Below are 22674 nucleotides of genomic sequence, written 5' to 3' on the forward strand. Positions count from 1 at the left end.
CATCAGCAAGTTCGGCGGCTATCTCTTACCGCGAGCCCCTGCCAATCCCGTCATCCTTGTAAGTCAGATCGTGCCGGATCGGCTAAGATAGCCGGCGCGGTAACGGACGGGAGACCGCTTCATCCAAGGGCCGCGAAGCCCGTGCCTCAGCGCGGCGCCCCGTCCGTTGTTCCATCGAACCCGAACAGTCGCGAGGGCCGCCTGGCGAGCCCGGTTGCGCAAGGAGGGGTGCAGATGGACGCGATCTATGTTGGCATTGATGTGTCAAAGGACCGGCTGGACGTGCATGTACGTCCAAATGGAGAAGCCTTTGCCGTCGCGCGCGACGGCAAAGGCTTGGAAGAGTTGGTTACGCGTCTTGCGGCTTGTTCGCCAACGCTGATTGCGGTGGAGGCGACAGGCGGGTTCGAGACCATCGTTGCGGCAGCGCTGGCCGGCGCCGAATTGCCGCTGGTGGTGGTCAATCCGGCCCAGATCCGGCACTTCGCCCAAGCCGTTGGTCGGCGTGCCAAGACCGATCCGATCGATGCGGCGGTCATCGCACGGTTCATCGAGGCCGTGAGACCAACGCCGCGCGCTCTGCCGGATCAGCAGGCGCGGCTGCTGGCGGAGCTGGTCAGTCGCAGGCGGCAGATCATCGAGATGATCGTTGCCGAACGCCAGCGCGAGAAGCGGGTCGAGAATGTGCGCGTTCGCAAGAGCCTTGTTCGCCACATCAAGGTTCTCGAGAAGGAACTACCGGAGATCGACAACGACATCGACACCTTGGTGCGCGGATCGCCGGTCTGGCGCGACAAGGAGGAACTGATGATCAGCTTTCCGGGAGTGGGCAACACGCTCGCTCGCACGTTCTTGGCCGAGGTGCCCGAACTCGGCACCCTCAACCGTCGCCAGATTGCAAGCCTTGCCGGCCTTGCTCCGTTCACCCGTCAGTCCGGCCGCTGGAAGGGCAAGAGCATGATCGGGGGCGGAAGAGCCGCGCTGCGCGCTGGGCTCTATATGGCTGCTCTATCCGCTAGCCAGCATCATCCGCAGCTCAAAACGTTCTATCGACGCCTGCTGGCCGCCGGAAAGCCCAAGATGGTTGCCCTCATCGCGGTCGCGCGCAAGGTTCTCACCATCCTCAACGCCATGCTCAGAGACCAAAAACAATGGCAATCCGCTTGACAAAGAACACAGTCGCTGAGGCGCGAGTGGCGCGATGCCAGGCATCGCGCCGGGAGCCTCGAAGGATGCACGGCCGAGCTGGCAGCCGGGCCGTCGCCCTTCGAGGGCCGCCGAAGAGGCGGCCACCTCAGGGTGACGGTGAGAGATTGTCGATTGGGTGAGGCCGGAACGAGAGCGTGGAAAGCCCGCTTACTTCACCGCGCCAAACCGGCTGTCGAACGAGTTCGACGACACCACCGGCGCTGCGCCGGCCATCTGCGCGCCGTCACCCGTGCTACCGTTCACCGACGGTTTTAGCGCCGGCCGCGTTGCGGCGACGACTTTTGTCTCGGCGGGCTTCGCGGGCTCGGCAGGCTTCGCGGCAACAGCCAGTGCGTCCTTCGACTTGTCGTGACCGGGCACGAACCTCGTCACGGCGGCCTTCAATTTGGAGGCCGTGCTCGGCGCTGCGGGCGCCGGGGCCACCGATGCGGTTGCTTGCGGCGGCGGCGTGGTTGCCGTCGTGTCGGCGGCACCCAGGCCCATCTTGCGGCCGAGATTGGAGAAGAAGCCGCCGGATTTCTCGGCCGAGGCGACGCGGGTGTTGGTCGCGGGTGCGCTGACGGCGACGACCGGCTCTTCCTGCGGCGCGGCTGCGGCCGGCTCGAGATTCGGCTTCGGCGGATTGACGGTGCCGGGGATCGTGCCCGGCGCCTTCGACATCGCCAGCATCTGCAGCGTATTGCCTTCGGCGCCTTCCGACAGGCCGGTCGAGCCTTCCGGAATCTTCGCGGCAAAGACCTTGTTCATGCCGCCGTCGATGCCGGTGTTCATGCGCGCCACCGGCGTGCCCTTGGCGACGAGCTTGTTGTATTCGGCCTCGTCGCGCTGCTCCTTCTCGCGCACGGCGCCGGCGATGTCCTCGGGGACGATATAGGCCGGGCACTTGGCGGAGGCGTCGAACACGGGATCGCGCTTGGCGTCGGGTGCGCGTGCCGCGTCGAACACGTACTTCTTCTCGCAGAAGTCGACCTTCGGCTCCTGCCGCGTCACCTCGAAATGATCATAGCCTTCCTTGATCATCTTCCAGAAGGCCATGTTCGGATTGTTGCGGTGCTTGGCCATGTTCACCGGCGTCATCTTGAACGGATAGGCCTGGAACTGGAACGCCTTCTGGCCGCCGAAGAAGGACTCACGGCCGAGCGAATAGATCTCCGCGATCTGCTCGTCCGTCATCGCGTAGCAGCCGCGCGACGAGCAATCGCCGTGCACCATCAGCTGCGAGCCGGTGCGGCCGAGCGCCTTGTCGAACGCGTTGGGGAAGCCGGTGTTGAACGAGAGGTAATAGGCCGACTGTGGATTCATCTGGCTCGGATTGATCGAGTAGAATCCTTCCGGCGCCTGGCGGTCGCCTTCGCGCACCTTCGGGCCGAGATCGCCGGACCAGCGGCAGATCGGATAGGTCTTCAGAAGCGCGAACTGGCCGGAGCGGGTCTGCTTCCAGATCTCGAGCTCGGCCTCCGACTTGAACAGGCGGATCAGGATCGGCGACTGCAGATCCATGTCCTTCTCGCCCATCGCGGCGACGAGCTTTGGCGAGACCGGCTGGTTGGCCTTGGCGTTGGTCGCGAGCGAGACCTGGTCGGTGTCGCAGCCGGCCAGCACAATGCTGGCGGCAAGCGCGACCGAAGCCAAAAGCGCACGAGCAAGCGAACGAGAATTCAAGATGGACCCCACAACGTGCCGGGCAAGCAGCGCGAACCCCGATTTTGGAGCATGGCCTGACCGGATGTCCGGACTTTGTTCAGACCAAGCCCCAGCGCTTATGCCCTGAAGCCATTGATTAAAATTCTAACCTCCGCACCTCAGGGTCGCAACCCGACCGGGGATCACGAGCCCGTTGGCGAGACGGCGTGGTCAACAGAGACTTAAACTGGGCCGTAACTTGGGACTCAATTGGGCTTGGCAGCCAAGCTGCCACAGAGATCGCCGATTTGGGCAAAAAAAGGGTTAATACGGGGTTACCGGGGCGTTCTCTCGTGCCCCGGACGCGGCGCAGCGCGCAGCGGTGCGACGCAGAGCCGGGGCCCAAGAAGCTGCTGGGTCCCGGCTCTGCGGAGCGTCACTTCGTGCCGCACCGCGTCCGGGACACGAGAATCCGTCCGAATCAGCCCAGTTTCCTACCGATATCGAGGAATTTCTGCCGGCGCTGCTTGCGGATGGCGTCGCCGTCCAGGCCGCGCATCTCGTCAAAAGCCTTGGCGATGGCATCGCCGGTGGTGGCGATCATGGCGGCGGGGTCGCGGTGGGCGCCGCCGACCGGCTCCTTCAGGATCGCGTCGATCACCCCGAAGCGCAGCATGTCCTGGGCGGTGATCTTCATGTTGTTGGCGGCTTCCTGCGCCTTGCTGCCATCGCGCCAGAGGATGGAGGAGGCGGCTTCCGGCGAGATCACGCTGTAGATCGCGTGCTCCAGCATCAGCACCTTGTTGGCGGTGGTGATGGCGATGGCGCCACCCGACATGCCCTCGCCGGTGATGATGGCGACGTTCGGCACGGTCAGCGCCATACAGGCATCGGTCGAGCGTGCGATCGCCTCGGCCTGGCCGCGCTCCTCGGCGCCGATGCCGGGATAGGCGCCGGCGGAATCGGCAAGCGACAGCACCGGCAGCCCGAACCGCTCGGCCATCTCCATGAGCCGCACGCACTTGCGGTAACCTTCCGGCCTCGCCATGCCGAAGTTGTGCTTGATGCGGCTCTCGGTGGAATCGCCCTTTTCCTGGCCCATCACGCAGATCGCTTCGCCGCGGAAGCGGCCGAAGCCCGCGACCAGCGCCTCGTCCTCGCCGAACTTGCGGTCGCCGGCGAGCGGGGTGAATTCGGTGATCAGGCCCTTGATGAAGTCGTTGAAATGCGGCCGCTGCGGATGCCGCGCCACCAGCGTCTTCTGCCACGGCGTCAGGTTCTGATAGAGGTCGGCCAGCGCCTGCGCCGCCTTGTCCTCGATCCGGCCGATTTCCTCGGCGATGTCGGTGCCGGAGGCAGCCAACGTCCTGAGCTCATCGACCTTGGAGTCGAGCTCGGCAACGGGCTTTTCGAAGTCGAGATAGCTGCGCATCTGGTCTGGCATCAACTCAATATAGGAGGACGGGGCGAAGAGGCGAAGCGAGGTTGGCTTCTCGTAAAGAAGTGTAGCTTCTTCAAAGGCTTGACCTGTGCACTCCCGGGAGCGCGCCAAATCACGAACAAGGCCACGGCTCTTTCTGCGGAGATGTGGCCGAAGTCAAGGCGGTTTCGGCTGCCGCCGCACGGTGGGCCTCTACTTCTCCGCCAGCGGGTGCAGGTCGCGCACGAGGCTCTTCAGCCGCTCCTCGACCACATGGGTATAGATCTGGGTGGTCGAGATGTCGGTGTGGCCGAGCAGGGTTTGCACGATCCGCAGGTCGGCGCCGTTGTGCAGAAGGTGACTGGCGAACGCATGGCGCAGCACGTGCGGGGAGACCAGCCGGGCCTGCAGCCCCGAGGCCACCGCGAGCTCCTTGAGGTCGCGGGCAAAATGCTGCCGCGTCAGATGTCCGCTCTCGCCGAAGGAGGGAAACAGCCATTTCGCGGTGACGATGCTGCCCTTCTCGCCCTTTTTGTTTTCCTTGGCAGCTTCCGTTGCCGACAGATAATCGGCCATCGCCTGCCGTGAGGCTTCGTTGAGCGGCACCAGCCGTTCCTTGTCGCCCTTGCCGCGCACCACGATCATGCGGGCGTCGCGCTTGGCGGCCGTGCGCGGCAGCGACACCAGCTCGGAGACGCGCAGGCCCGTGGCGTAGAGCACCTCGAGCAGACAATAGAGCCGCAAAGCGCGCAGCCGCTGCGACGGCGAGGCGTCCGCCGCCTCGCTCATCTCCTTGGCGCGGCGAAGCATGCGGTCGACATCTGATATCGACAGCACCTTTGGCAGGCCGCGACCGCGCTTGGGCCCGGAGAGGATCGCGGCGGGATCCTCGGTTCGGATGCGCTCGTTGAGGAGAAACCGGTAGAGATGCCGCATCGCCGACAGCCGTCGCGCGACGCTGGAGGATTTGAAGCCGCGCGCGTCGAGATCGCCGAGATAATCGCGCAGGACCTGCGTCTGTGCGTCCACAAAGCCGTGGCCGACGCGGCCGAGGAATTCGGAGAAATCGGTGAGGTCGCGGCGATAGGCATCGAGCGTATTGGGGCCGGCGCCCTGTTCCGCCGCGAGCATGTCGAGGAACAGGCCGGTGAGCTTGGCGTCGGAGGGCTTGCTGGCGGAGGATTTGCGCATGCCCCGGAGGCTAGCTGCTATTTCTTGAGAAATTTATCCGGCGGGATCGTCACCGTCATTTCCCGCGGCTTCGGATTGACGAAGTTGGCCAGCGTGAACACCACGCCATAGACGATGCCGGCGATCACGGCGACGACCGTCAGGAAGCGGAACAGGCTGGGCATCGGAAAAGGTCTCGGCGAGGTCTCAGGTTTGCAAATTAACCAATGAAATCATCCAACATGTTCGCCGTTTCGTGGCAAGAGTCCTCTGGCGAGGGCCCCGAGGGGGTCGTATAGGTGGCTAGGATGCCGCCTTTGGCGGCAGTTTGAGCGAGATCCAATCGAGCGAGATGATGTCCGACGCCGCGCTGCCAGCACAAGCGAGCCCCGAGACCGACATCCTGTCGGCGTTGGGCGCGCGTTCCATCGTGCTGGTCGGCATGATGGGGGTCGGCAAATCGACCATCGGCCGCCGCATGGCCGCGCGGCTCAAGCTGCCCTTCGTCGACGCCGACACCGAGATCGAGGCGGCGGCCGGCATGACCATACCGGAGATTTTCGAGCGCCATGGCGAGCCGCATTTCCGCGACGGCGAGGCGCGGGTGATCGCGCGCCTGCTCGACGGCGGCCCTGTGGTGCTGGCGACCGGCGGCGGCGCCTTCATGCGCGAGGAGACGCGGAGCCGCATCGCAGCGAAGGCGATCTCGATCTGGCTCAGGGCCGACCACGACGTCATTATGCGCCGTGTCCGCCGCCGCGCCGACCGTCCTCTGCTGCAGACCCCCGATCCCGAAGGAACCGTGACGCGCCTGCTCACCGAGCGCGAGCCGTTCTATGGCAAGGCCGACCTCACCATCGCCTCGCGCGATGTGCCGCACGACAGGATCGTCGATGAGACGATCGAGACGCTGCATGGGTATCTCTGCGGCCAACCACCAGCCGACCTCGCGAGTGCCGTTCGATGACTGCGCCCCTCAAGCATTCCGACCCCGTCAATGTCGATGTCGCGCTCGGTGACCGCGCCTACGACATCGTCATCGGTCGCGGCGTGCTGTCTTCGCTCGGCGAGCGGATCGCCGCTCTGCGTCCCGGCGTGCGCACCGCTGTTGTCACCGACCGCACCGTCGCTAAATACTGGCTCGAGCCGACCGAAGCCTCGCTCGCCGCCGCCGGCATTCCGACCTCGCGAATCGTCGTCGAGGAAGGCGAGATCTCCAAGACCTATGCCGGCCTGGAAAAGGTCAGCGAGGCCCTGATCGCGGCAAAAATCGAGCGCAACGATCTCGTCATCGCGCTCGGTGGCGGCGTGGTCGGCGATCTCGCCGGCTTTGCCGCCGCGATCCTGCGCCGCGGCGTCGATTTCGTGCAGGTGCCGACCTCGCTGCTGGCGCAGGTCGATTCCTCCGTCGGCGGCAAGACCGGCATCAACTCGCCGCAGGGCAAGAATCTGCTCGGCGCCTTCCACCAGCCGGTGCTGGTGATTGCCGACACCGCCGTGCTCGACACGCTGTCGCCGCGGCAATTCCGCGCCGGCTATGCCGAGGTCGCCAAATACGGCGTGCTCGGCGACGAGGCCTTCTTCACCTGGTTGGAGAAGAACCATTCGGACATCTTCAAGGGCGGCTCCGCCCGTGAGCACGCGATCGCGACCTCCTGCCGCGCCAAAGCCGGCGTCGTCTCGCGCGACGAGCGCGAGACCGGCGAGCGCGCGCTGCTCAATCTCGGCCACACCTTTGGTCACGCGCTGGAAGCCGCGACCGGTTTCTCCGATCGCCTGTTCCACGGCGAGGGCGTTTCGATCGGCATGACCCTGGCGGCGCAATTCTCGGCGAAGCTCGGCATGATCGGCGAGGCTGATGCAGCGCGCGTCGAGCGGCATCTCATCGAAGCCGGCCTGCCGACGCGCCTGCAGGACATTGCGGGTTTCGCGCAGGAAGGCCTGGCGGACGCCGACGCGCTGATGGCGCTGATGGCCCAGGACAAGAAGGTCAAGCGCGGCAAGCTCACCTTCATCCTGCTGGAGGCCGTGGGACGTGCCGTCATCGCCAAGGATGTCGAGCCGACGCCGGTGCGCGACTTCCTCAAGGACAAGCTCGCTCTCAAGGCGTGAGACGCGGCTCAACGGCACTTAGACAAGAAACCAGAGTGGTTCATGGACTGGCTCGGCTTCACCATCGTCATTATCTGCCTGCTCGTGTCCGGCTTCTTCGCCGCGAGCGAGACCGCGCTGACCGGCGCCTCGCGCGCCAGCATGCTGCGGCTCTCCAAGCAGGGTAATCACGACGCCGACGTGGTCTCGCAACTGCTCGACATGCGCGAGCGCCTGATCGGCGCGCTGCTGCTCGGCAACAACATCGCCAATATCAGCGCTTCGGCGCTGGCGACCTCCATCTTCACCGCCTGGTTCGGCGATGTCGGCGTGCTCTATGCCACCGGCGTGATGACGGCGCTGGTCGTGATCTTCGCGGAGGTTCTGCCCAAGACCATCGCCATCAACGCGCCGGACCGGATGGCGCTCGCGGTCGCGCGCCCGATGCGGCTGACCATGTACGTGCTGGGGCCGCTGCTGCGGGTGGTCGAGGTCATCGTGCGCGTGTTGATGCGCCTGTTCGGCCTCGCCGGCGAGCACCAGGCGATCCTGTCGCCGACCGAGCGCCTGCGCGGCGCCGTCGACCTCTTGCACCATGAGGGCAAGGTCGAGAAGCAGGACCGCGACATGCTCGGCGGCCTGCTCGATTTGCGCGAGCTCCAGGTCTCCGACGTCATGATCCATCGCACCGAGATGATGATGATCAACGCCGATCTGCCGCCGGAAGATCTGGTGCGCGAGGTGCTGGCGACCGAATACACCCGCATCCCGCTGTGGCGCGAGAAGCCCGAAAACATCATCGGCGTGCTCCACGCCAAGGATCTCCTGCGCGCGATCCGCGCCTCCGACGGCGACACCTCGCGCATCGACGTCTCCACAATCGCGCTGCCCCCCTGGTTCGTGCCGGAGATGCGGCCCGTGTCCGAGCAGTTGAAGGCATTCCGGCGCCGGAAAACCCATTTCGCGCTCGTCGTCGACGAGTACGGCGAAGTTGAAGGCCTTGTGACGCTGGAAGACATTCTGGAAGAGATCGTCGGTGACATCTCCGACGAGCACGACGTCGTGGTCGCCGGCGTGCGGGCGCAGCCGGATGGCTCCGTCGTGGTCGACGGCTCGGTGCCGATCCGTGACCTCAACCGCGCCATGGACTGGCGCCTGCCCGATGGAGAGGCAACCACGGTTGCCGGCCTCGTCATTCACGAGGCGCGCTCGATCCCCGACCGCGGCCAGAGCTTTACTTTCCACGGCTTCCGCTTCCGCGTCCTTCGCCGCGAACGCAACCGCATCACCGCACTCCGTATTTCACCGGTCCCGCGCGAGGCGGAGATGGAAGAGGCCAGGCCAAAGCGGGCCGGGACGTCGTTTTAGCCCGTCACAACCGGTGTCATCGCCCGCCTTGTGCGCACTTGCGCACTGGAGCGGGCGATCCAGTATCCCAGAGGACGGCGTTGGTGAGCTTGCTCTCACCACATCCGCCGCGGCGTACTGGATGCCCCGCCTTCGCGGGGCATGACAGCGGCTAATTTTCCCCCGGGGCCTGCGCATGGATGGCCAGCGCATGCACGCTGCCGGAAAGTTCCGCGGCCAGCGCCGCATTTATCATGCGGTGACGGTCGACCCGGCTCTTCCCTTTGAAGGCCTGAGACACGATATAAACGCGGAAGTGCGTCTCGCCGCTCGGCCGATGGCCGGAATGGCCTTCATGCAAATGTGACTCGTCGACGACCTGCAGGCTTTCCGGCGTGAAAGCTTCCTGCAACTTGTTGCTGATAGTGTCTTTCATAACCATGGGTGCCATTAAATCCTGCGATCACGCTCCGTCAATTGCCGGGGTAGCCAGCTAATTGCAATGTCAAGACTTGAAGGTTTTTGCATTGCGTAGTCAAAGTCAGCCATGCCAATCGATTCATCAAAGTTCTTCGACTCCATCCGCGTGAAGCCGCGGGGCAAGCAGCCCGAGGTGAAGCCGCGCGACACAGTGGTCGCCTGTGAATGGACCGGGTGTCAGAACAAGGGCGCGCACCGCGCGCCGAAGGGCCGTGATAACCAGCGCGAGTACTGGCACTTCTGCCTGGACCACGTCCGCGAGTACAATCAGAACTACAATTTCTTCTCTGGCATGAATGCCGATGCCGTCGCGCGCTATCAGAAAGATGCGCTGACGGGCCATCGTCCGACCTGGAAGATGGGCGCCAATGGCGGCGTCAAGAAGGGCGCGGAAGCCGAGATCGACGGTGCCTTCGATCCGTTCAGCATGTTCCAGGAGCTCAACGGTCGTACCGGCTGGCGCAAGGGTCCAGAGACCGCCCAGCCCAAGGCCGAGACGCGCAAGGTGATGAACGCCGAGCGCAAGGCGCTCCAGGTCATGGGCCTCGGCCCGGATTCAACGCTCGCCGACGTCAAGACCAAGTACAAGGCCCTGGTGAAGCAGCACCACCCCGACGCCAATGGCGGCGACCGCTCCACCGAGGATCGCCTGATCGAGATCATCAAGGCGTATAATTATCTGAAGACCGTGGTGCGGGAGGCGTAAGGCCTCTTGCCTCATACTCCCTGTCGTCCCGGACAAGCGAAGCGCAGATCCGGGACCCATAACCCCAGGGAGAGGTTTGGCGAAGACTCGCAGCGAAGTCTTCGTCGGTACTGACGCCGTCATTTCATCGATAGATCACGCGGTATGGGTCCCTGCCTTCGCAGGGACGACGGCGGAGTGTTTGGCTCTGCCGTCGCATTTCATTCGCATGCCGCCGCCTCACCCCTCCGGCATCGCCCCCACATACGACGAACTCGGCCGGATCAGCCGTCCCGTCCGCTGCTGCTCGCGCGCGTGCGCGGTCCACCCGGCGCTACGTGCCACCGCGAAGATCGGCGTGAACGCCTGCCTCGGGATCGCCAGCGCATCGAGCAGGATCGCGGTGAAGAACTCGACATTGGTCTCCAGCGGCCGCTCCGGATTCTTCTTGCGCAGCGCTGCGCGGATATAGGCCTCGACCTCGCCGGCAAACGGCAGGTCGGTGCCGTTGGTCGCGAGCGCCTCGACCGCGGTCTTGAGCACGTCGGCGCGCGGATCGCGCACGCGATAGACGCGGTGACCAAAGCCCATCATCCGCTCGCCGCGCGCCAGCGCCGCATCGACCCAGGGCTGGATGCGTTCGCGCGAGCCGATCGCATCGAGCATTTCCAGCACCGGCTCCGGCGCGCCGCCATGCAGCGGACCCGTCAGTGCGCAATAGCCGGCGGTGACGGCCGCGAACAGATCGGCCTGCGTCGAGGCCACCACGCGCGCGGCGAAGGTCGAGGCGTTCATGCCGTGGTCGCTGGCGGTGACGAGATAGGCATCTAACGCCGTGACCTCGCGTGATGCGGGCGCGCGCCCATGCAGCATGCGCAGCGTATCGGCGGCATGGCTCACGTTCGGATCGGGCGCGATGGGATCGAGCCCTTTCGCGCGCCGGACCAGCGCGCCCGCGATCACCGGAAACGCGCCGACGATGGTTGCTTCGTGCTCCAGCCCGTGTTCGGCGCGCAGGCTCGCGACCGCCGCACGAAACCCGTCGATGATGCCCATGCCCTGGGTTGCCGGCAGCAGCTCAGTGAGCCGTGCGAAAGCGCGCTCGCGCGCCGCACCCAGGCTCGCCCGGACATTGGCTTCGGTCAGGGTGGTCTTGCTTGCGCCGTTCCAGAGCCGGGCGGTGACGCCCTCAAAGCTCGATTTGGCGGCGAGGGTACCGACATGCTCGCCGGCGATGATCAACTCGCCGCGTTCGCCGTCGACATGGCTCAGCACGGTTTCGGCCGCGGGAACGCCGTCCAGCCCGATCTGGCTTTTGGTGAGGTGGATGTTCATGGCCCAATCTCCTTTTGCACTGCACCAGGAGAAAATCGGACCTCTCGACAGATTGATCAATCTTGATTACATCAATCAATATGAAAAATTCTGAAGGTCTCTATCTCTCTGCCCGGGAAGCCGCGGCGGAGCTCGCGATCTCGCCGGCCACGCTCTACGCCTATGTCAGCCGTGGCCTGATCCGCTCCGAGCCGACCCCGGATTCGCGCAAGAACCGCTATCGTGCCGAGGACGTCCGTGCCCTGAAGGAGCGCCGGGTGCCGTCGCCGGAGCCGCGCGGCCTGCGCAGCTTCGATGCCGACCTGCCGGTCATGGACACGGAGATCTCGACCATCACAGAGGAGGGCGCGATCTACCGCGGCGTCAACTGCATCGTTCTCGCCGAGAACGACACGCTGGAGCACACCGCAACGCTGCTCTGGGACGTCTCCGACGTCGATCCGTTCGCGCCGGACAATCAGCCGAAGATGTCCGACGAGATGCGTGCGATTGCGGACGCCGCGCGCCGCGCCGCCCCGATCGATCGCGCCATCGCGGTGCTCGCGCTCGCGGCCAGCGCCGATTCGCGCGCTTTCACCCGCGCGCCCGATGGCCGCGCGATGGTCGGCGCGCGCATCGTCCGGCTGCTCGTTGCCACGATGCTGAATTCCGAACCGTCATCGGAGCCGCTGCATCAGCAGATCGCGCGTATCTGGGCGGGCGACAACAAGCATGCGCCCGACCTCATCCGCCGCGCGCTGGTGCTGCTCGCCGATCACGAATTGAACGCCTCGACCTTCACCGCGCGCTGCGCGGCGTCGACGGGACTCAATCTCTACGATGCCGTCATCGCCGGCCTCGCCGCGCTGAAAGGCCCGAAACACGGCGGCGCCGGCGTGCTGGCCTCGCAACTGGTCAAGACGCTGGTCGACCGCGACGTCGAGCCGATGGTGCGCGAGCGCGTCGCGCTCGGCGAGCGTTTTCCGGGCTTCGGCCACGGCGTCTACAAGCGCGGCGATCCCCGCGCGCAATCGCTGCTGAACGCGCTGGCCCGTGCCGGCGCGCCGCGCAAATTCACCAAAGAGGTGCCTGAGCGGATTGCGGAGGCGACCGGAGAGTTCGTCAATATCGACTACGTCCTCGCCGTGCTCGTCCACGCGCTGCGCTTACCCGCGGGCAGCGAGCTCGCCCTGTTCGCGATGGCCCGCAGCGTCGGCTGGATCGCGCATGCGAGCGAGCAATTGCAGTTCGGAAAGCTGATCCGGCCGCGGGCAAGGTATGTGGGACCGGCTCCGGGGCGGAGGATGGGGGGATAGGCCACGCTGTCACCCTCCCCTGGAGGGGGAGGGTCGATCGCGCGCAGCGCGAGCGGGGTGGGGTGATCTCTCAACACGGGCAGATTTCGATGACGAGAGACCGTCACCCCACCCCGCTACACATTGCGCTTCGCTTCATGTGTAGCGACCCACGAGCGAGCTACGCTCGTCTCGGACCCCTCCAGGGGAGGGTAAGCACTACGCCCGCGGCTTCACCGCCGCGACGACGCCGTTCTGCCGCCGGCGATAGATCCAGATTGCTATGCCCGCCACGATCGCGACTGCCACCACAGTCAAAATCCAGAGATGCTTGAACGGATGCCCCTCGTGCGGCACCCCGAAATATTGGTGGAAGGCCGACACCGCCAGCACGCCCGGCAGCACATGGGCCGGGGCCCAGACCAGGATCGCCGGAATGTTGACCGCATAGAATTTCGCGGGCGCCATGCCGAGCGCGCCGGCCGTCACGGGCACGAAGGCGCGGATCGGCGGCACGAAGCGCGCGAAGAACACGGCCCAGGTGCCGAAGCGGTGGAAGAAGGTCTCGCTCTCCTCGACCACGCGCGGATAGTTCGTCAGCGGCCAGGTGTTGAGAATTTCGCGCTGCCGCCGATGGCCGATCAAGTAGGCCGAGCCGTCGCCGATCACGGCGCCCACGGCGGCCGCGAGCAAGACCCATTGCAGTTTCAGGTCGCCGCCGGGAACCAGGGCGCTCAGCGCCAGGATGATGGTCGAGCCCGGAATCACCGACCCCACCACCGGGACCGCCTCGAGAAGCGCCGCCAGGAACAGGGTCAGGTAGGCCAGCCACGCATGGACTGAGACGAACGATATCAGGGGGTCAAGGAACGACGTCACGAGGTCTCTGTAGCGGGCTGGGGCATTCGGGTTCAGACCCTTACATAACTAGGGTGGGGCGATGAAAGTGCCATTTGCCTGGGCAGGGCGCCTATCCGGCGCGAAATTTGGGCGGGATTTGCAGGGCAGCCTTCCAAAAATCGCGTTCCTTGCCTATCTAAATGAAAAGACAACGGAACTTTGATTGGTGCATGGGCTTCTGCCGGCACGTTGTCTCTGATACGTTCGCAGACGCACCCAGCCGCAGCCAACGTGCAAATAACTGGTCTCGGGACCGCCCGGGGCCTCGGAGGATTGATGACGACCGCCGCCCTGTCCAAAGTTGAGGAAGTTTCCGGTTTGCCCGACATGAAGGTGTCGGTGCGCCAGGTGTTCGGGATCGACAGCGATCTCGAAGTGCCGGCCTATTCCGAAGTCGATCCTCACGTGCCCGAAGTCGATTCCGACTACCGCTTCGACCGCGCCACCACGCTTGCCATTCTCGCCGGCTTCGCCCGCAACCGCCGCGTGATGGTGACCGGCTATCACGGTACCGGTAAATCCACCCATATCGAGCAGGTCGCCGCCCGCCTGAACTGGCCCTGCGTGCGCGTCAACCTCGACAGCCACATCAGCCGTATCGATCTCGTCGGCAAGGACTCAATCGTGGTCCGCGACGGCAAGCAGGTCACCGAATTCCGTGACGGCATCTTGCCGTGGGCACTGCAGAACAACGTCGCGCTGGTGTTCGACGAATACGACGCCGGCCGTCCGGACGTGATGTTCGTGATTCAGCGCGTGCTGGAAGTCTCCGGCCGCCTGACGCTGCTCGATCAGAACAAGGTGATCAAGCCGCATCCGTCGTTCCGCCTGTTTGCGACCGCCAACACGGTCGGCCTCGGCGACACCTCGGGCCTCTATCACGGCACTCAGCAGATCAACCAGGGCCAGATGGACCGTTGGTCGATCGTCACCACGCTCAACTACCTCAGCCACGACGAGGAAGTGGAGATCGTGCTGGCGAAGGCCAAGCACTATCGCACCCAGGAAGGCCGCGACATCGTCAACAAGATGGTCCGCCTCGCCGATCTCACCCGTAACGCCTTCGCCAATGGCGATCTGTCGACGGTGATGAGCCCGCGCACGGTGATCACCTGGGCCGAGAACGCCGACATTTTCGGCGATATCGGCTTTGCGTTCCGCGTCACCTTCCTCAACAAGTGCGACGAGCTCGAACGTCCGCTGGTCGCCGAGTTCTACCAGCGCTGCTTCAATGCGGAGCTGCCGGAATCGGCAGTCAACGTGGCGCTGTCCTGATCACTCTCGTGGCATGGGTCCGGCGAAGGCCGGGACCCATGCCGCGAGGTCTCTCGATGACGCGACGCTGATAGTTTTCCCTGACGCACCAACCGTCGGTGGCTATGGGTCCCCGCCTTCGTGGGGACGACGGTGAGATCGAGATGAGCACGCCCTCCAACTCCAAATTCCGCAACAGCAAGGAAGCCCCGACCGAGCCGTTCAAGCGCTCGGTGGCGTCCTGCCTGAAGGCGATCGCGAAGGCGCCCGAGCTCGACGTGAGCTTCGCGGCCGAGCGCCCGGGCCTCGCGCCCGGCAAGGCGCGGCTACCCGAGCCGGCGCGAAAAATGACCAAGCGCGATGCCGCGATCGTACGGGGCCACGCCGACTCCATCGCGCTCAAGATCGCCTGTCACGACGCCAAGCTGCATCGCAAGCTGATGCCCGGCAATCCGCAAGCGCGCGGCGTGTTCGAGGCGGTCGAGCAGGCCCGTGTCGAGGCGATCGGCGCGCGCCGCATGGCCGGCGTTGCCAAGAATCTCACCGCGATGCTCGACGATCATTTTCACCGCGGCAAGTTCGACGAGATCACCGACCGCGCCGATGCGCCGCTGGCCGATGCGCTGGCAATGCTGGTGCGCGAGCGCCTGACCGGCATGGCGCCGCCGACGGCCGCCAAGAAGATGGTCGATCTCTGGCGTCCGATTCTCGAAGACAAGATCGGCAAGCGGCTCGATCGGCTCGATAACCTCGTCGAGGACCAGACCAGGTTCGGTGACGCCGTGCATGATCTGCTGACTGCGCTCGAGCTCGGCGACGAGCGCAGCGCCGACAGCGAAGACAATGACGACAACGACGAGAACCAGGACGGCGACAACGATCAGTCCGGCGCCGAGGGCTCGCCCGATTCCGATGCCGCGCAGGAGATGAGCGCCGACCAGGCGCAGGCGTCGTCGGAAGAGATGAGCGACAGCGCGATGGAAAGCGCGCAGGCCTCGACCTCGGATACGCTCGACGACGGCGAACTCGGCGACGACGAGACGCCGGGCGAGGCGACGCGTCCGAACGCGCACGGCAAGAACGAGCCGCGCGGGCCGGAATATCACGCCTTCGCGCCCAAGTTCGACGAGGTCATCGCGGCCGAAGATCTCTGCGACCATGACGAGCTGGAGCGCCTGCGCGCCTATCTCGACAAGCAGCTCGCGCATCTGCAGGGCATCGTCGCCCGTCTCGCCAACCGCCTGCAGAGGCGCTTGATGGCGCAGCAGAACCGCGCCTGGGAGTTCGATCTCGAAGAGGGCATCCTCGATCCCGCGCGCCTGTCGCGCGTCGTGACCGATCCCCATCATCCGCTGTCCTTCATGCACGAGAAGGAGGCGACGTTCCGCGACACCGTGGTGACGCTGCTGCTCGACAATTCCGGCTCGATGCGCGGCCGCCCGATCACGGTGGCGGCGACCTGCGCCGACATTCTCGCGCGCACGCTGGAGCGTTGCGGCGTCAAGGTCGAGATTTTGGGCTTCACCACGCGCGCCTGGAAGGGCGGGCAATCGCGCGAGGCGTGGCTGGCCGCCGGCAAGCCGGCCAATCCCGGCCGCCTCAACGATCTCCGCCACATCATCTACAAGTCGGCCGACGCCCCGTGGCGCCGTGCGCGAAAAAACCTTGGCCTGATGATGCGCGAGGGCCTGCTGAAGGAGAACATCGACGGCGAGGCTCTCGACTGGGCGCACAAGCGCCTGCTCGGCCGGCCCGAGCAGCGCAAGATCCTGATGATGATCTCCGACGGTGCGCCGGTCGACGATTCCACGCTGTCGGTCAATCCCGGCAACTATCTCGAGCGGCACCTGCGCCACATCATCGAGGAGATCGAGACCCGCTCGCCGGTCGAGCTGATCGCGATCGGCATCGGCCATGACGTGACGCGCTACTATCGCCGCGCGGTGACGATCGTGGACGCCGAAGAGCTCGGCGGCGCCATCACCGAAAAACTCGCCGAACTCTTCAGCGAGACCAACACCGCGCCCACGCAACCGGCCAATCGCCCGCGACGCAAACTGCATTCGTGAGCAACAAGCAATCCCGCCGCCTCTTTCTCGGCCACGCGGCGGCGGGATTTTCAACTCTCGCTCTTTCCCGGCTCGCACAAGCGCAGGCCACGCCTAAGCCGGCGCAGCCCGAGCACGCCGTCACCGAGCCTGCCGGCATCGAGGTCAATGCGCGGCCGATCCCGAATTTCGAGCCGCGCGACCGCGTGCGCACGCGGTTCGGTCAGCTCGTCTATCGCAGCGGGCTGGTTTTGACCTCGCCGCATCGCGGCTTTGGCGGCCTGTCCGGCTTCCGCTTCCTCGATGACAAGGGCGCGCGGTTTCTTGCGCTGTCGGATCAAGGCACCTGGTTCACCGGCAGCATCCGCTATTCCGGCAGCAGGATGATCGGGCTCGACGACGTCGAGGCCGCGCCGATGCTCAACGCCGAGGGGCGGCCGATCACGGAGAAGCGGCTCTGGTACGACACCGAGTCGCTCGCGCGCGATGGCAACCTCGTCTATGTCGGCCTCGAACGCGTCAACCAGATCATGCGCTTCGATTTCGCCAAGGGCGGCACCCGCGCCCGCGGCGAGGTGGTGCCGACACCGCCGGGGTTACGCAAGCTGCCCTACAACAAGGGGCTCGAGGCGCTGGTGTTCGTGCCGAAGGACATGAAGGGGCAGCCGCTCGCGGGCACGCTGATCGCGATGTCGGAAGGCGGCTTCGATGCCGACGGCAATTTGATCGGCTTTTTGATCGGCGGCCCGTCGCCCGGCCAGTTCAGCATCAGGCGCACCGACAAGCAGTTCATCAGCGACGCCGTGCTGCTGCCGTCAGGAGCGCTGCTGATTCTCGAGCGCAAATTCTCCTGGTTCACCGGCATCAACATCCGCATCCGCTCGCTACAACTGAAGTCGATCGCGCCGGGCGCAGTGGTCGACGGCCCCGTGCTGTTCGAGGCCGATCTCGGCCACGAGATCGACAACATGGAAGGCATCGACGCCCACGTCACGGCCGAGGGCGAGACCGTGCTGACGATGGTGTCGGACGACAATTTCTCGCTGCTCCAGCGCACGTTGCTGTTGCAGTTCACGCTGGCGGAGTGAACGCGAGCCGGAGCGCAGTAAGGCACGAACCGCCGTTCGCAATCGCGCCGCGGCGGAGCGCCGGCGGGCTTGAACGCCGCACGCAGTCCTGCGACAAATTCACATGCCCCACCGCCGCGCCGTCATCGCCCTTCTTCTCGCCTTCGCCGCATCGCCTGCGCTGGCCACGGCCGAGCACAAATACGGCAAGGGCGAATACGCCATCATCCTCGGCGGCAAGGCGCCGAACGGGAAGCTGTCGGTTGCGGCGCATGGCGAGGGCGATGCCGGCTCGGAGAATTTCCGCCTCTCGCTGATGGCGGAGCCCGGCCATCGCAAGCTGATGACGCTGGACAACGTCACCGACGACAACATCCTCGACTCTGCGCCGGACGCCTTCCACGCGGCGTGGTCGGCGGAGTCGCGGACCGTCGTGGTGTCGTTCCGCAGCGAGCGCCACATCGTCACGCTGAACGTCTACGCCGTCGACGGCGCACGCGCAAAACTGCTCGACGGTCCGGACTTATTTCGCGACGCCACCGGCATCAGCGCTGATAACGCCAAGGATCTCGACATGCGCAGCTCCGTGCCGGCACTGACCTGGCTCGCGCCGCGCCGCTTCCACCTCACCGACTATCGCGTGTTCGTCACTGAGGACACCGCGCTCGCCGACAAGCTCGGTCCGCTCGGCAAGGCCTCGAAGCGCGACGGCGGCGGCAATACGATCCAGTTCTCGGCGGAGGCCGATGGCGAGCTCTTGCCCGACGGCAAGATCCGCATGGGCAAGCCGCAGCCGGGGAAGTTCGAGGAATTGCCGTAAGGGGCGCTAGTCGCCACATTCTCCGCCGTCGTCCCGGCGAAGGCCGGGACCCATACCGCGTGATCTGTCGATCACGAGCGGTAGAAGTACCGAGCCGCGAATCTTCGCCAAACCTCTCCCTGGGGTTATGGGTCCCGGCCTTCGCCGGGACGACAGCGGAATTTTACGCGCTACCTCACGCCAAACCCGCTGCGTAATGCATGGCCCCGCCCGCGGCCATGTCCCCCGCGCACCTCGCAATCCGCGCATCCCCCACTACACTTCATGCAATTGCTTTTATCCGCCCCGATCGCCCTCCATCCCCGGATCCCCCGCATGAGCGCCCTGTTTTCCCCGATCAAGCTGCGCGGCCTGACCTTGAAGAACCGTCTGGTGGTGTCGCCGATGTGCCAGTATTCGGCCGAAGACGGCGTTCCCACCGATTGGCATTTCACCCACATCAACAATCTCGCGCTGTCGGGCGCGGCGATGTTCTGCATCGAGGCCACTCATGTCGAGGCGATCGGCCGCATCACGCCGGGCTGCCTCGGGCTCTACAGCGACGCCTCCGAGGCCGCGCTGAAGCAGATCCTCGCCTCCGTGCGGAAGCATTCGAGCACGGCGATCGCGATGCAGCTCGCGCATGCGGGCCGCAAAGCGTCGAGCGCGCGTCCCTGGGACGGCGGCCAGCTCATTCCGCTCAGTGAAGGCGGCTGGCAGACGGTGGCGCCGTCGGCGCTGCCGCACAAGGAGGGCGAGGCCGCCCCCGTGGCGCTCGATGCGGCCGGCCTGAAGCGTATCCGCGAGGCCTTCGTCGACAGTGCGAAGCGCGCGGAGCGCATCGGTATCGACGCGATCGAGCTGCACGGCGCGCACGGCTATCTCATGCATCAATTCCTGTCGCCGATCTCGAACAAGCGCACCGACGAATATGGCGGCTCGCTCGAGAACCGCATGCGCTTCCCGCTCGAGATCTACGATGCTGTCCGGGCCGTATTCCCGCGCGAAAAACCGGTCGGCATGCGGGTGTCGTCGACCGATTGGGTCGAGGGCGGCTGGGATCTGGCGCAGACCATCGAATTTGCCAGGGCGCTGAAGGCGCGCGGCGTCGACTGGATCGATGCCTCCTCCGGCGGCGTTTCGCCGCAGCAGAAGATCACGCTCGGCCCCGGCTATCAGGTGCAGTTCGCCGACGCCATCAAGCGCGAGACGGGCTTGCCGACCATCGCGGTCGGCCTGATCACCGAAGGCAAGCACGCGGAAGACATCGTGGCGTCCGGCAAGGCCGACATGGTCGCGCTCGCCCGCGGCATGCTCTACGACCCCCGCTGGGGCTGGCACGCCGCGGCCGAGATCGGCGGCGAAGTCGAGGCCCCGCCGCAATACTGGCGCTCGCAGCCCTCGACGCAGAAGGCGCTGTTCGGCAAGACCACGTTCGGAGCGCGGTAAGGGGCCGCATGTGTGGCGCGAAGGCCGCGCCACATCACCCCCCACCTCACGCATCCGTAACTCTCCTCACCTTCCGTCGGTCGCAAAACTGGCCTAACCTCCGTCCGTTCGGGGCATCACGGAGGCCGGCCATGCGGTTTCGTGTTCGCAAGACTGCGCACTTTCTCGAGCGCGTGGGCCTCGCGATGGCCGGCGCGGCGTGCGGGCTGTTCGTCGGCGCCTATGTCGGATCGGCGATCGCTTCGCTCACCACGCAGGGCTTTCTGCTGTTGATGATGCTGCTCGGCGCGGTCGGTTTCTATCTCGGCATCGACACGCCGCAACTGCCCTTCGACGAGGCGCACAGCCACATCGACGCTGCGGAATTCCTGAGCTCGGCCGGTACCCTCTGCGCCACGCTCGCAGCGCTCGCGTCGGTCGCCGTCATCGTGCTGCGCCTGGAGGCGGAGGGCGCGTTGAGCTGGCTGGTGCTGCTGGGCTGGATCGCCGGCGTCGCGATGCAGATCGTCGCGGGCGCGAAAGCGCGGATGCGGGTGTAGCTTTCTTACCTTTCCCTCCAGGGGAGGGTAAGCGAACAGCTCTCTCCTAAAACACCACACCCACCCGCGTGCCACGCTTCCATGCGATCCGGCAGCGCTTCTTGGTGTTCACATGCAGCAGCTCGAACCGATCGGGAATCTTCACCTGCCCGCCGAGATCGATGCAGGCGCCGCCCGGCGAATAGTCCACCAGCGTACAGACGATGATGGGCGCGCGCGGGTCGGTGATGATCTTGGCCTGGCGGGACACCAGGCCCGACGGCTTCACACGGGCATGTCGGCGCGGATGCATTGGCACTCTCCTCCAATACCGCGGACAGCGCGGTGGCAGGTTCCGAGTGTGGAGGAGCAGTTGATGCGATGAAGCTAAGGTCGGGCGGAGAATTTTAATGAAAAGTAGCGGCGATTGAGGAAAGTGGCGGTAGCGGGATGCCCACCCTCCCCTGGAGGGGGAGGGTGGATCGCGCGCAGCGCGAGCGGGGTGGGGTGATCTCTCCACTCGGGCACTGTTCGTCGCGGAGAGGCTGTCACCCCACCCCGTCTCCCATTTCGCTGCGCTCAATGTGAGCCGACCCTCCCCCTCCAGGGGAGGGTGGCAGTGCCTCCGCCTCCGCGACCTCGCCCCCCGGCGCCACCGGCATCGGCACCGTCACGAAATCCTTCGGCATATTCACCGGCCGATAATCCGGCTCCACCGCCATCCGCTTCAACACGCTCTCATGCACATGCGCGCCTTCGGGAATGACGCGCGGTTCGCAATCCGGGATGTAGAAGCCGAAAAACACCTTCCGCTCCGGCCATTCCTTGTACTTCGCGCTCTTCGGCAAATACTCCAGCACGCGCCAGGCGGCGCTCATCGAATTGTGCAGCATGCCCGCTTTGCCGGTGTACGCGGGCCCGACATAGCTGAACGGCGAGTTTTTGCGCTGGATGCCCCAGGCGAGCTGGTTCACGGTGCGCGGGTTGAAGTTCAGCCCGGCCTTCGCCGCCTCTTCGATCATCCAGATCAGCGGATATTTCGACTCCGCGCTCTCGGCCTCCGGATAGCCGCCGCCGACGTCGCAATGCACGCCGGCGAACCACACCTGCAAAATGTCCTGCGGCTCCTTCTTCTCGTCGGGGACGTAGCGGTTGCTCCAGTATTCCTGCGGCTCCTCGTACGCTTTCAGGCGGAACATGCAGCGCCGCTCGTCGATGGCGATGGCCTGGCGGAAGATGTTGACGCTCGGATTGCGCAGCGTGAAGGCGAGCTCCTCCAGGCTGAACACGAGGAAGAACACGTCGCGCCGCGGCACGATCACGCTCGCCACCGTGTCCCAGACGCCGATGAAATGGATGGTCGGCCAGCGCGTCGAGGTGATGCGCGCGAACTGCGCGGCGAGGTCGAATGCGTCCTTCGGCAGCGGCCCCTCGTCGTCGACCGCGATGTTCTTGAGGTCCTCGATGTCGTTGCCGTGCCCGGTCCCGGAATATTGCTTGTAGGCGACGAGGCCGCTTCCTGCGAGGTTCGCCTGCTCCGGCGAGATCAGCCCGACCTTGTGGATCAGCCCCGCCAGCACGCGAACCGTGTAAGCGCCGCGCGAAAAACCGAACAGGTAGATGCGGTCGCCGGGCGCATAATGCTCGACCAGGAAGCAATAGGCATTGAGCACGTTGTCATCGAGCCCGTAGCCGGTGGCGAGCCCCAGCACCAGCTTGATGTTGGCCTTCCACCTGTTCCAGGTCGACGGCTCCGTCACCGTGCCGACCCCGGGGTCGTAAAACACCATCTGCCGCGGATGTGTCCTGTCGGTCTTGCGCAGGCAGCGATAGAGCTTCAGGACGTTGGAGATGTTCTCCGAGATCTCGTTGCCGGTGCCGTCACAGCAGATGACGAGGTTTTTCGGCTCGGGTTCGTGCGCGTGGTCCACGGGATGCGCCTCCGGGTGATGCTACCGGGGCGAGTATACCGGAAAAGCGCGACGGCGAGGAGACGAGGGCGGCG

The 22674-nt window shown here is 65.4% G+C and carries 21 protein-coding genes; 12 read left to right on the forward strand and 9 right to left on the reverse strand.

The genetic code is table 11. The annotated features are described in order from the left end of the window. Positions 1 to 234: 234 nt before the first annotated feature. Positions 235 to 1167: a transposase gene (locus tag NLM32_RS03240; RefSeq protein ID WP_254127844.1), complete on the forward strand. Its 933-nt coding sequence runs from the start codon at positions 235 to 237 to the stop codon at positions 1165 to 1167. A gap of 189 nt (positions 1168 to 1356) precedes the next feature. On the opposite strand, the gene NLM32_RS03245 is transcribed toward NLM32_RS03240, so the two are convergent. The 4 genes from NLM32_RS03245 to NLM32_RS03260 form a co-directional block, all read right to left on the reverse strand. Further along, positions 1357 to 2871: a L,D-transpeptidase family protein gene (locus NLM32_RS03245; RefSeq protein ID WP_254127845.1), complete on the reverse strand. Its 1515-nt coding sequence runs from the start codon at positions 2869 to 2871 to the stop codon at positions 1357 to 1359. A gap of 442 nt (positions 2872 to 3313) precedes the next feature. After that, positions 3314 to 4276 carry an acetyl-CoA carboxylase carboxyltransferase subunit alpha gene (locus NLM32_RS03250; protein WP_254127846.1) on the reverse strand — a complete coding sequence of 321 codons (963 nt, stop codon included), beginning with the start codon at positions 4274 to 4276 and terminating at the stop codon, positions 3314 to 3316. Between the two features lie 189 nt (positions 4277 to 4465). After that, positions 4466 to 5443 carry a site-specific tyrosine recombinase XerD gene (xerD, locus tag NLM32_RS03255; RefSeq protein ID WP_254127847.1) on the reverse strand — a complete coding sequence of 326 codons (978 nt, stop codon included), beginning with the start codon at positions 5441 to 5443 and terminating at the stop codon, positions 4466 to 4468. Positions 5444 to 5460: 17 nt separating this feature from the next. After that, the gene (locus NLM32_RS03260) at positions 5461 to 5607 is read right to left on the reverse strand and encodes a histidine kinase (protein ID WP_254127848.1); all 147 of its coding nucleotides are present in this window, start codon (positions 5605 to 5607) and stop codon (positions 5461 to 5463) included. A gap of 170 nt (positions 5608 to 5777) precedes the next feature. Between NLM32_RS03260 and NLM32_RS03265 the strand changes: the two genes are divergently transcribed. Genes NLM32_RS03265 through NLM32_RS03275 form a run of 3 tightly spaced genes read left to right on the forward strand, consistent with a single transcriptional unit; the run spans position 5778 to position 8881 of the window. Further along, positions 5778 to 6389 carry a shikimate kinase gene (locus NLM32_RS03265; protein ID WP_254135194.1) on the forward strand — a complete coding sequence of 204 codons (612 nt, stop codon included), beginning with the start codon at positions 5778 to 5780 and terminating at the stop codon, positions 6387 to 6389. Further along, positions 6386 to 7534, forward strand: a complete 1149-nt coding sequence (gene aroB / locus NLM32_RS03270; RefSeq protein ID WP_254127849.1) for a 3-dehydroquinate synthase — start codon at positions 6386 to 6388, stop codon at positions 7532 to 7534. The genes NLM32_RS03265 and aroB overlap by 4 nt, the downstream gene beginning before the upstream one ends. A 42-nt stretch (positions 7535 to 7576) precedes the next feature. Next, complete coding sequence (locus tag NLM32_RS03275; protein WP_254127850.1) at positions 7577 to 8881, forward strand: HlyC/CorC family transporter; 1305 nt, start codon at positions 7577 to 7579, stop codon at positions 8879 to 8881. A gap of 151 nt (positions 8882 to 9032) precedes the next feature. Here the strand turns inward: NLM32_RS03275 and NLM32_RS03280 are convergent, their stop codons facing one another. Continuing rightward, positions 9033 to 9302: a BolA family protein gene (locus NLM32_RS03280; protein WP_375143517.1), complete on the reverse strand. Its 270-nt coding sequence runs from the start codon at positions 9300 to 9302 to the stop codon at positions 9033 to 9035. Between the two features lie 105 nt (positions 9303 to 9407). Here NLM32_RS03280 and NLM32_RS03285 point away from each other — a divergent pair, with 105 nt between their 5' ends. Continuing rightward, positions 9408 to 10046 (forward strand): J domain-containing protein, encoded by a 639-nt coding sequence (locus NLM32_RS03285; RefSeq protein ID WP_254127852.1) that lies wholly within the window; start codon positions 9408 to 9410, stop codon positions 10044 to 10046. Positions 10047 to 10265: 219 nt separating this feature from the next. Here the strand turns inward: NLM32_RS03285 and NLM32_RS03290 are convergent, their stop codons facing one another. Next, positions 10266 to 11360 (reverse strand): citrate synthase/methylcitrate synthase, encoded by a 1095-nt coding sequence (locus NLM32_RS03290; RefSeq protein WP_254127853.1) that lies wholly within the window; start codon positions 11358 to 11360, stop codon positions 10266 to 10268. 80 nt (positions 11361 to 11440) lie between these two features. On the opposite strand from NLM32_RS03290, the gene NLM32_RS03295 reads away from it, so the two are divergent. After that, positions 11441 to 12655, forward strand: coding sequence for a citrate synthase family protein (locus tag NLM32_RS03295; RefSeq protein WP_254127854.1), 1215 nt, complete (start codon positions 11441 to 11443; stop codon positions 12653 to 12655). Positions 12656 to 12853: 198 nt separating this feature from the next. On the opposite strand, the gene NLM32_RS03300 is transcribed toward NLM32_RS03295, so the two are convergent. Further along, the gene (locus NLM32_RS03300) at positions 12854 to 13513 is read right to left on the reverse strand and encodes a VTT domain-containing protein (RefSeq protein WP_254127855.1); all 660 of its coding nucleotides are present in this window, start codon (positions 13511 to 13513) and stop codon (positions 12854 to 12856) included. A 297-nt stretch (positions 13514 to 13810) separates the two neighbouring features. Here NLM32_RS03300 and cobS point away from each other — a divergent pair, with 297 nt between their 5' ends. The 6 genes from cobS to NLM32_RS03330 all read left to right on the forward strand — a co-directional run bounded on the left by cobS (position 13811) and on the right by NLM32_RS03330 (position 20690). After that, positions 13811 to 14809 carry a cobaltochelatase subunit CobS gene (gene cobS, locus NLM32_RS03305; protein WP_254127856.1) on the forward strand — a complete coding sequence of 333 codons (999 nt, stop codon included), beginning with the start codon at positions 13811 to 13813 and terminating at the stop codon, positions 14807 to 14809. Between the two features lie 143 nt (positions 14810 to 14952). Beyond that, positions 14953 to 16857, forward strand: a complete 1905-nt coding sequence (gene cobT / locus NLM32_RS03310; protein ID WP_254127857.1) for a cobaltochelatase subunit CobT — start codon at positions 14953 to 14955, stop codon at positions 16855 to 16857. Beyond that, positions 16854 to 17924 carry an esterase-like activity of phytase family protein gene (locus NLM32_RS03315; RefSeq protein WP_254127858.1) on the forward strand — a complete coding sequence of 357 codons (1071 nt, stop codon included), beginning with the start codon at positions 16854 to 16856 and terminating at the stop codon, positions 17922 to 17924. The genes cobT and NLM32_RS03315 overlap by 4 nt, the downstream gene beginning before the upstream one ends. 103 nt (positions 17925 to 18027) lie before the next feature. After that, positions 18028 to 18723, forward strand: a complete 696-nt coding sequence (locus NLM32_RS03320) for a hypothetical protein (protein WP_254127859.1) — start codon at positions 18028 to 18030, stop codon at positions 18721 to 18723. A 315-nt stretch (positions 18724 to 19038) separates the two neighbouring features. Then, the gene (locus NLM32_RS03325; protein ID WP_254127860.1) at positions 19039 to 20151 is read left to right on the forward strand and encodes an NADH:flavin oxidoreductase/NADH oxidase; all 1113 of its coding nucleotides are present in this window, start codon (positions 19039 to 19041) and stop codon (positions 20149 to 20151) included. A gap of 131 nt (positions 20152 to 20282) precedes the next feature. Further along, a complete protein-coding gene (locus tag NLM32_RS03330; RefSeq protein ID WP_254127861.1) occupies positions 20283 to 20690 on the forward strand; it encodes a hypothetical protein in 408 nt (135 codons plus the stop codon). A 46-nt stretch (positions 20691 to 20736) separates the two neighbouring features. Here NLM32_RS03330 and NLM32_RS03335 read toward each other — a convergent pair whose 3' ends face one another. Together NLM32_RS03335 and NLM32_RS03340 are read right to left on the reverse strand one after the other, a co-directional pair. Next, on the reverse strand, positions 20737 to 20982 hold the full coding sequence (locus tag NLM32_RS03335; protein WP_187437594.1) for a PilZ domain-containing protein: 246 nt from the start codon (positions 20980 to 20982) through the stop codon (positions 20737 to 20739). A gap of 235 nt (positions 20983 to 21217) precedes the next feature. Continuing rightward, positions 21218 to 22600: a DUF2235 domain-containing protein gene (locus NLM32_RS03340; protein WP_254127862.1), complete on the reverse strand. Its 1383-nt coding sequence runs from the start codon at positions 22598 to 22600 to the stop codon at positions 21218 to 21220. Between the last annotated feature and the right edge of the window lie 74 nt (positions 22601 to 22674).

This window comes from Bradyrhizobium sp. CCGUVB14, from assembly GCF_024199935.1.
In the GTDB taxonomy this organism is placed as follows: domain Bacteria; phylum Pseudomonadota; class Alphaproteobacteria; order Rhizobiales; family Xanthobacteraceae; genus Bradyrhizobium.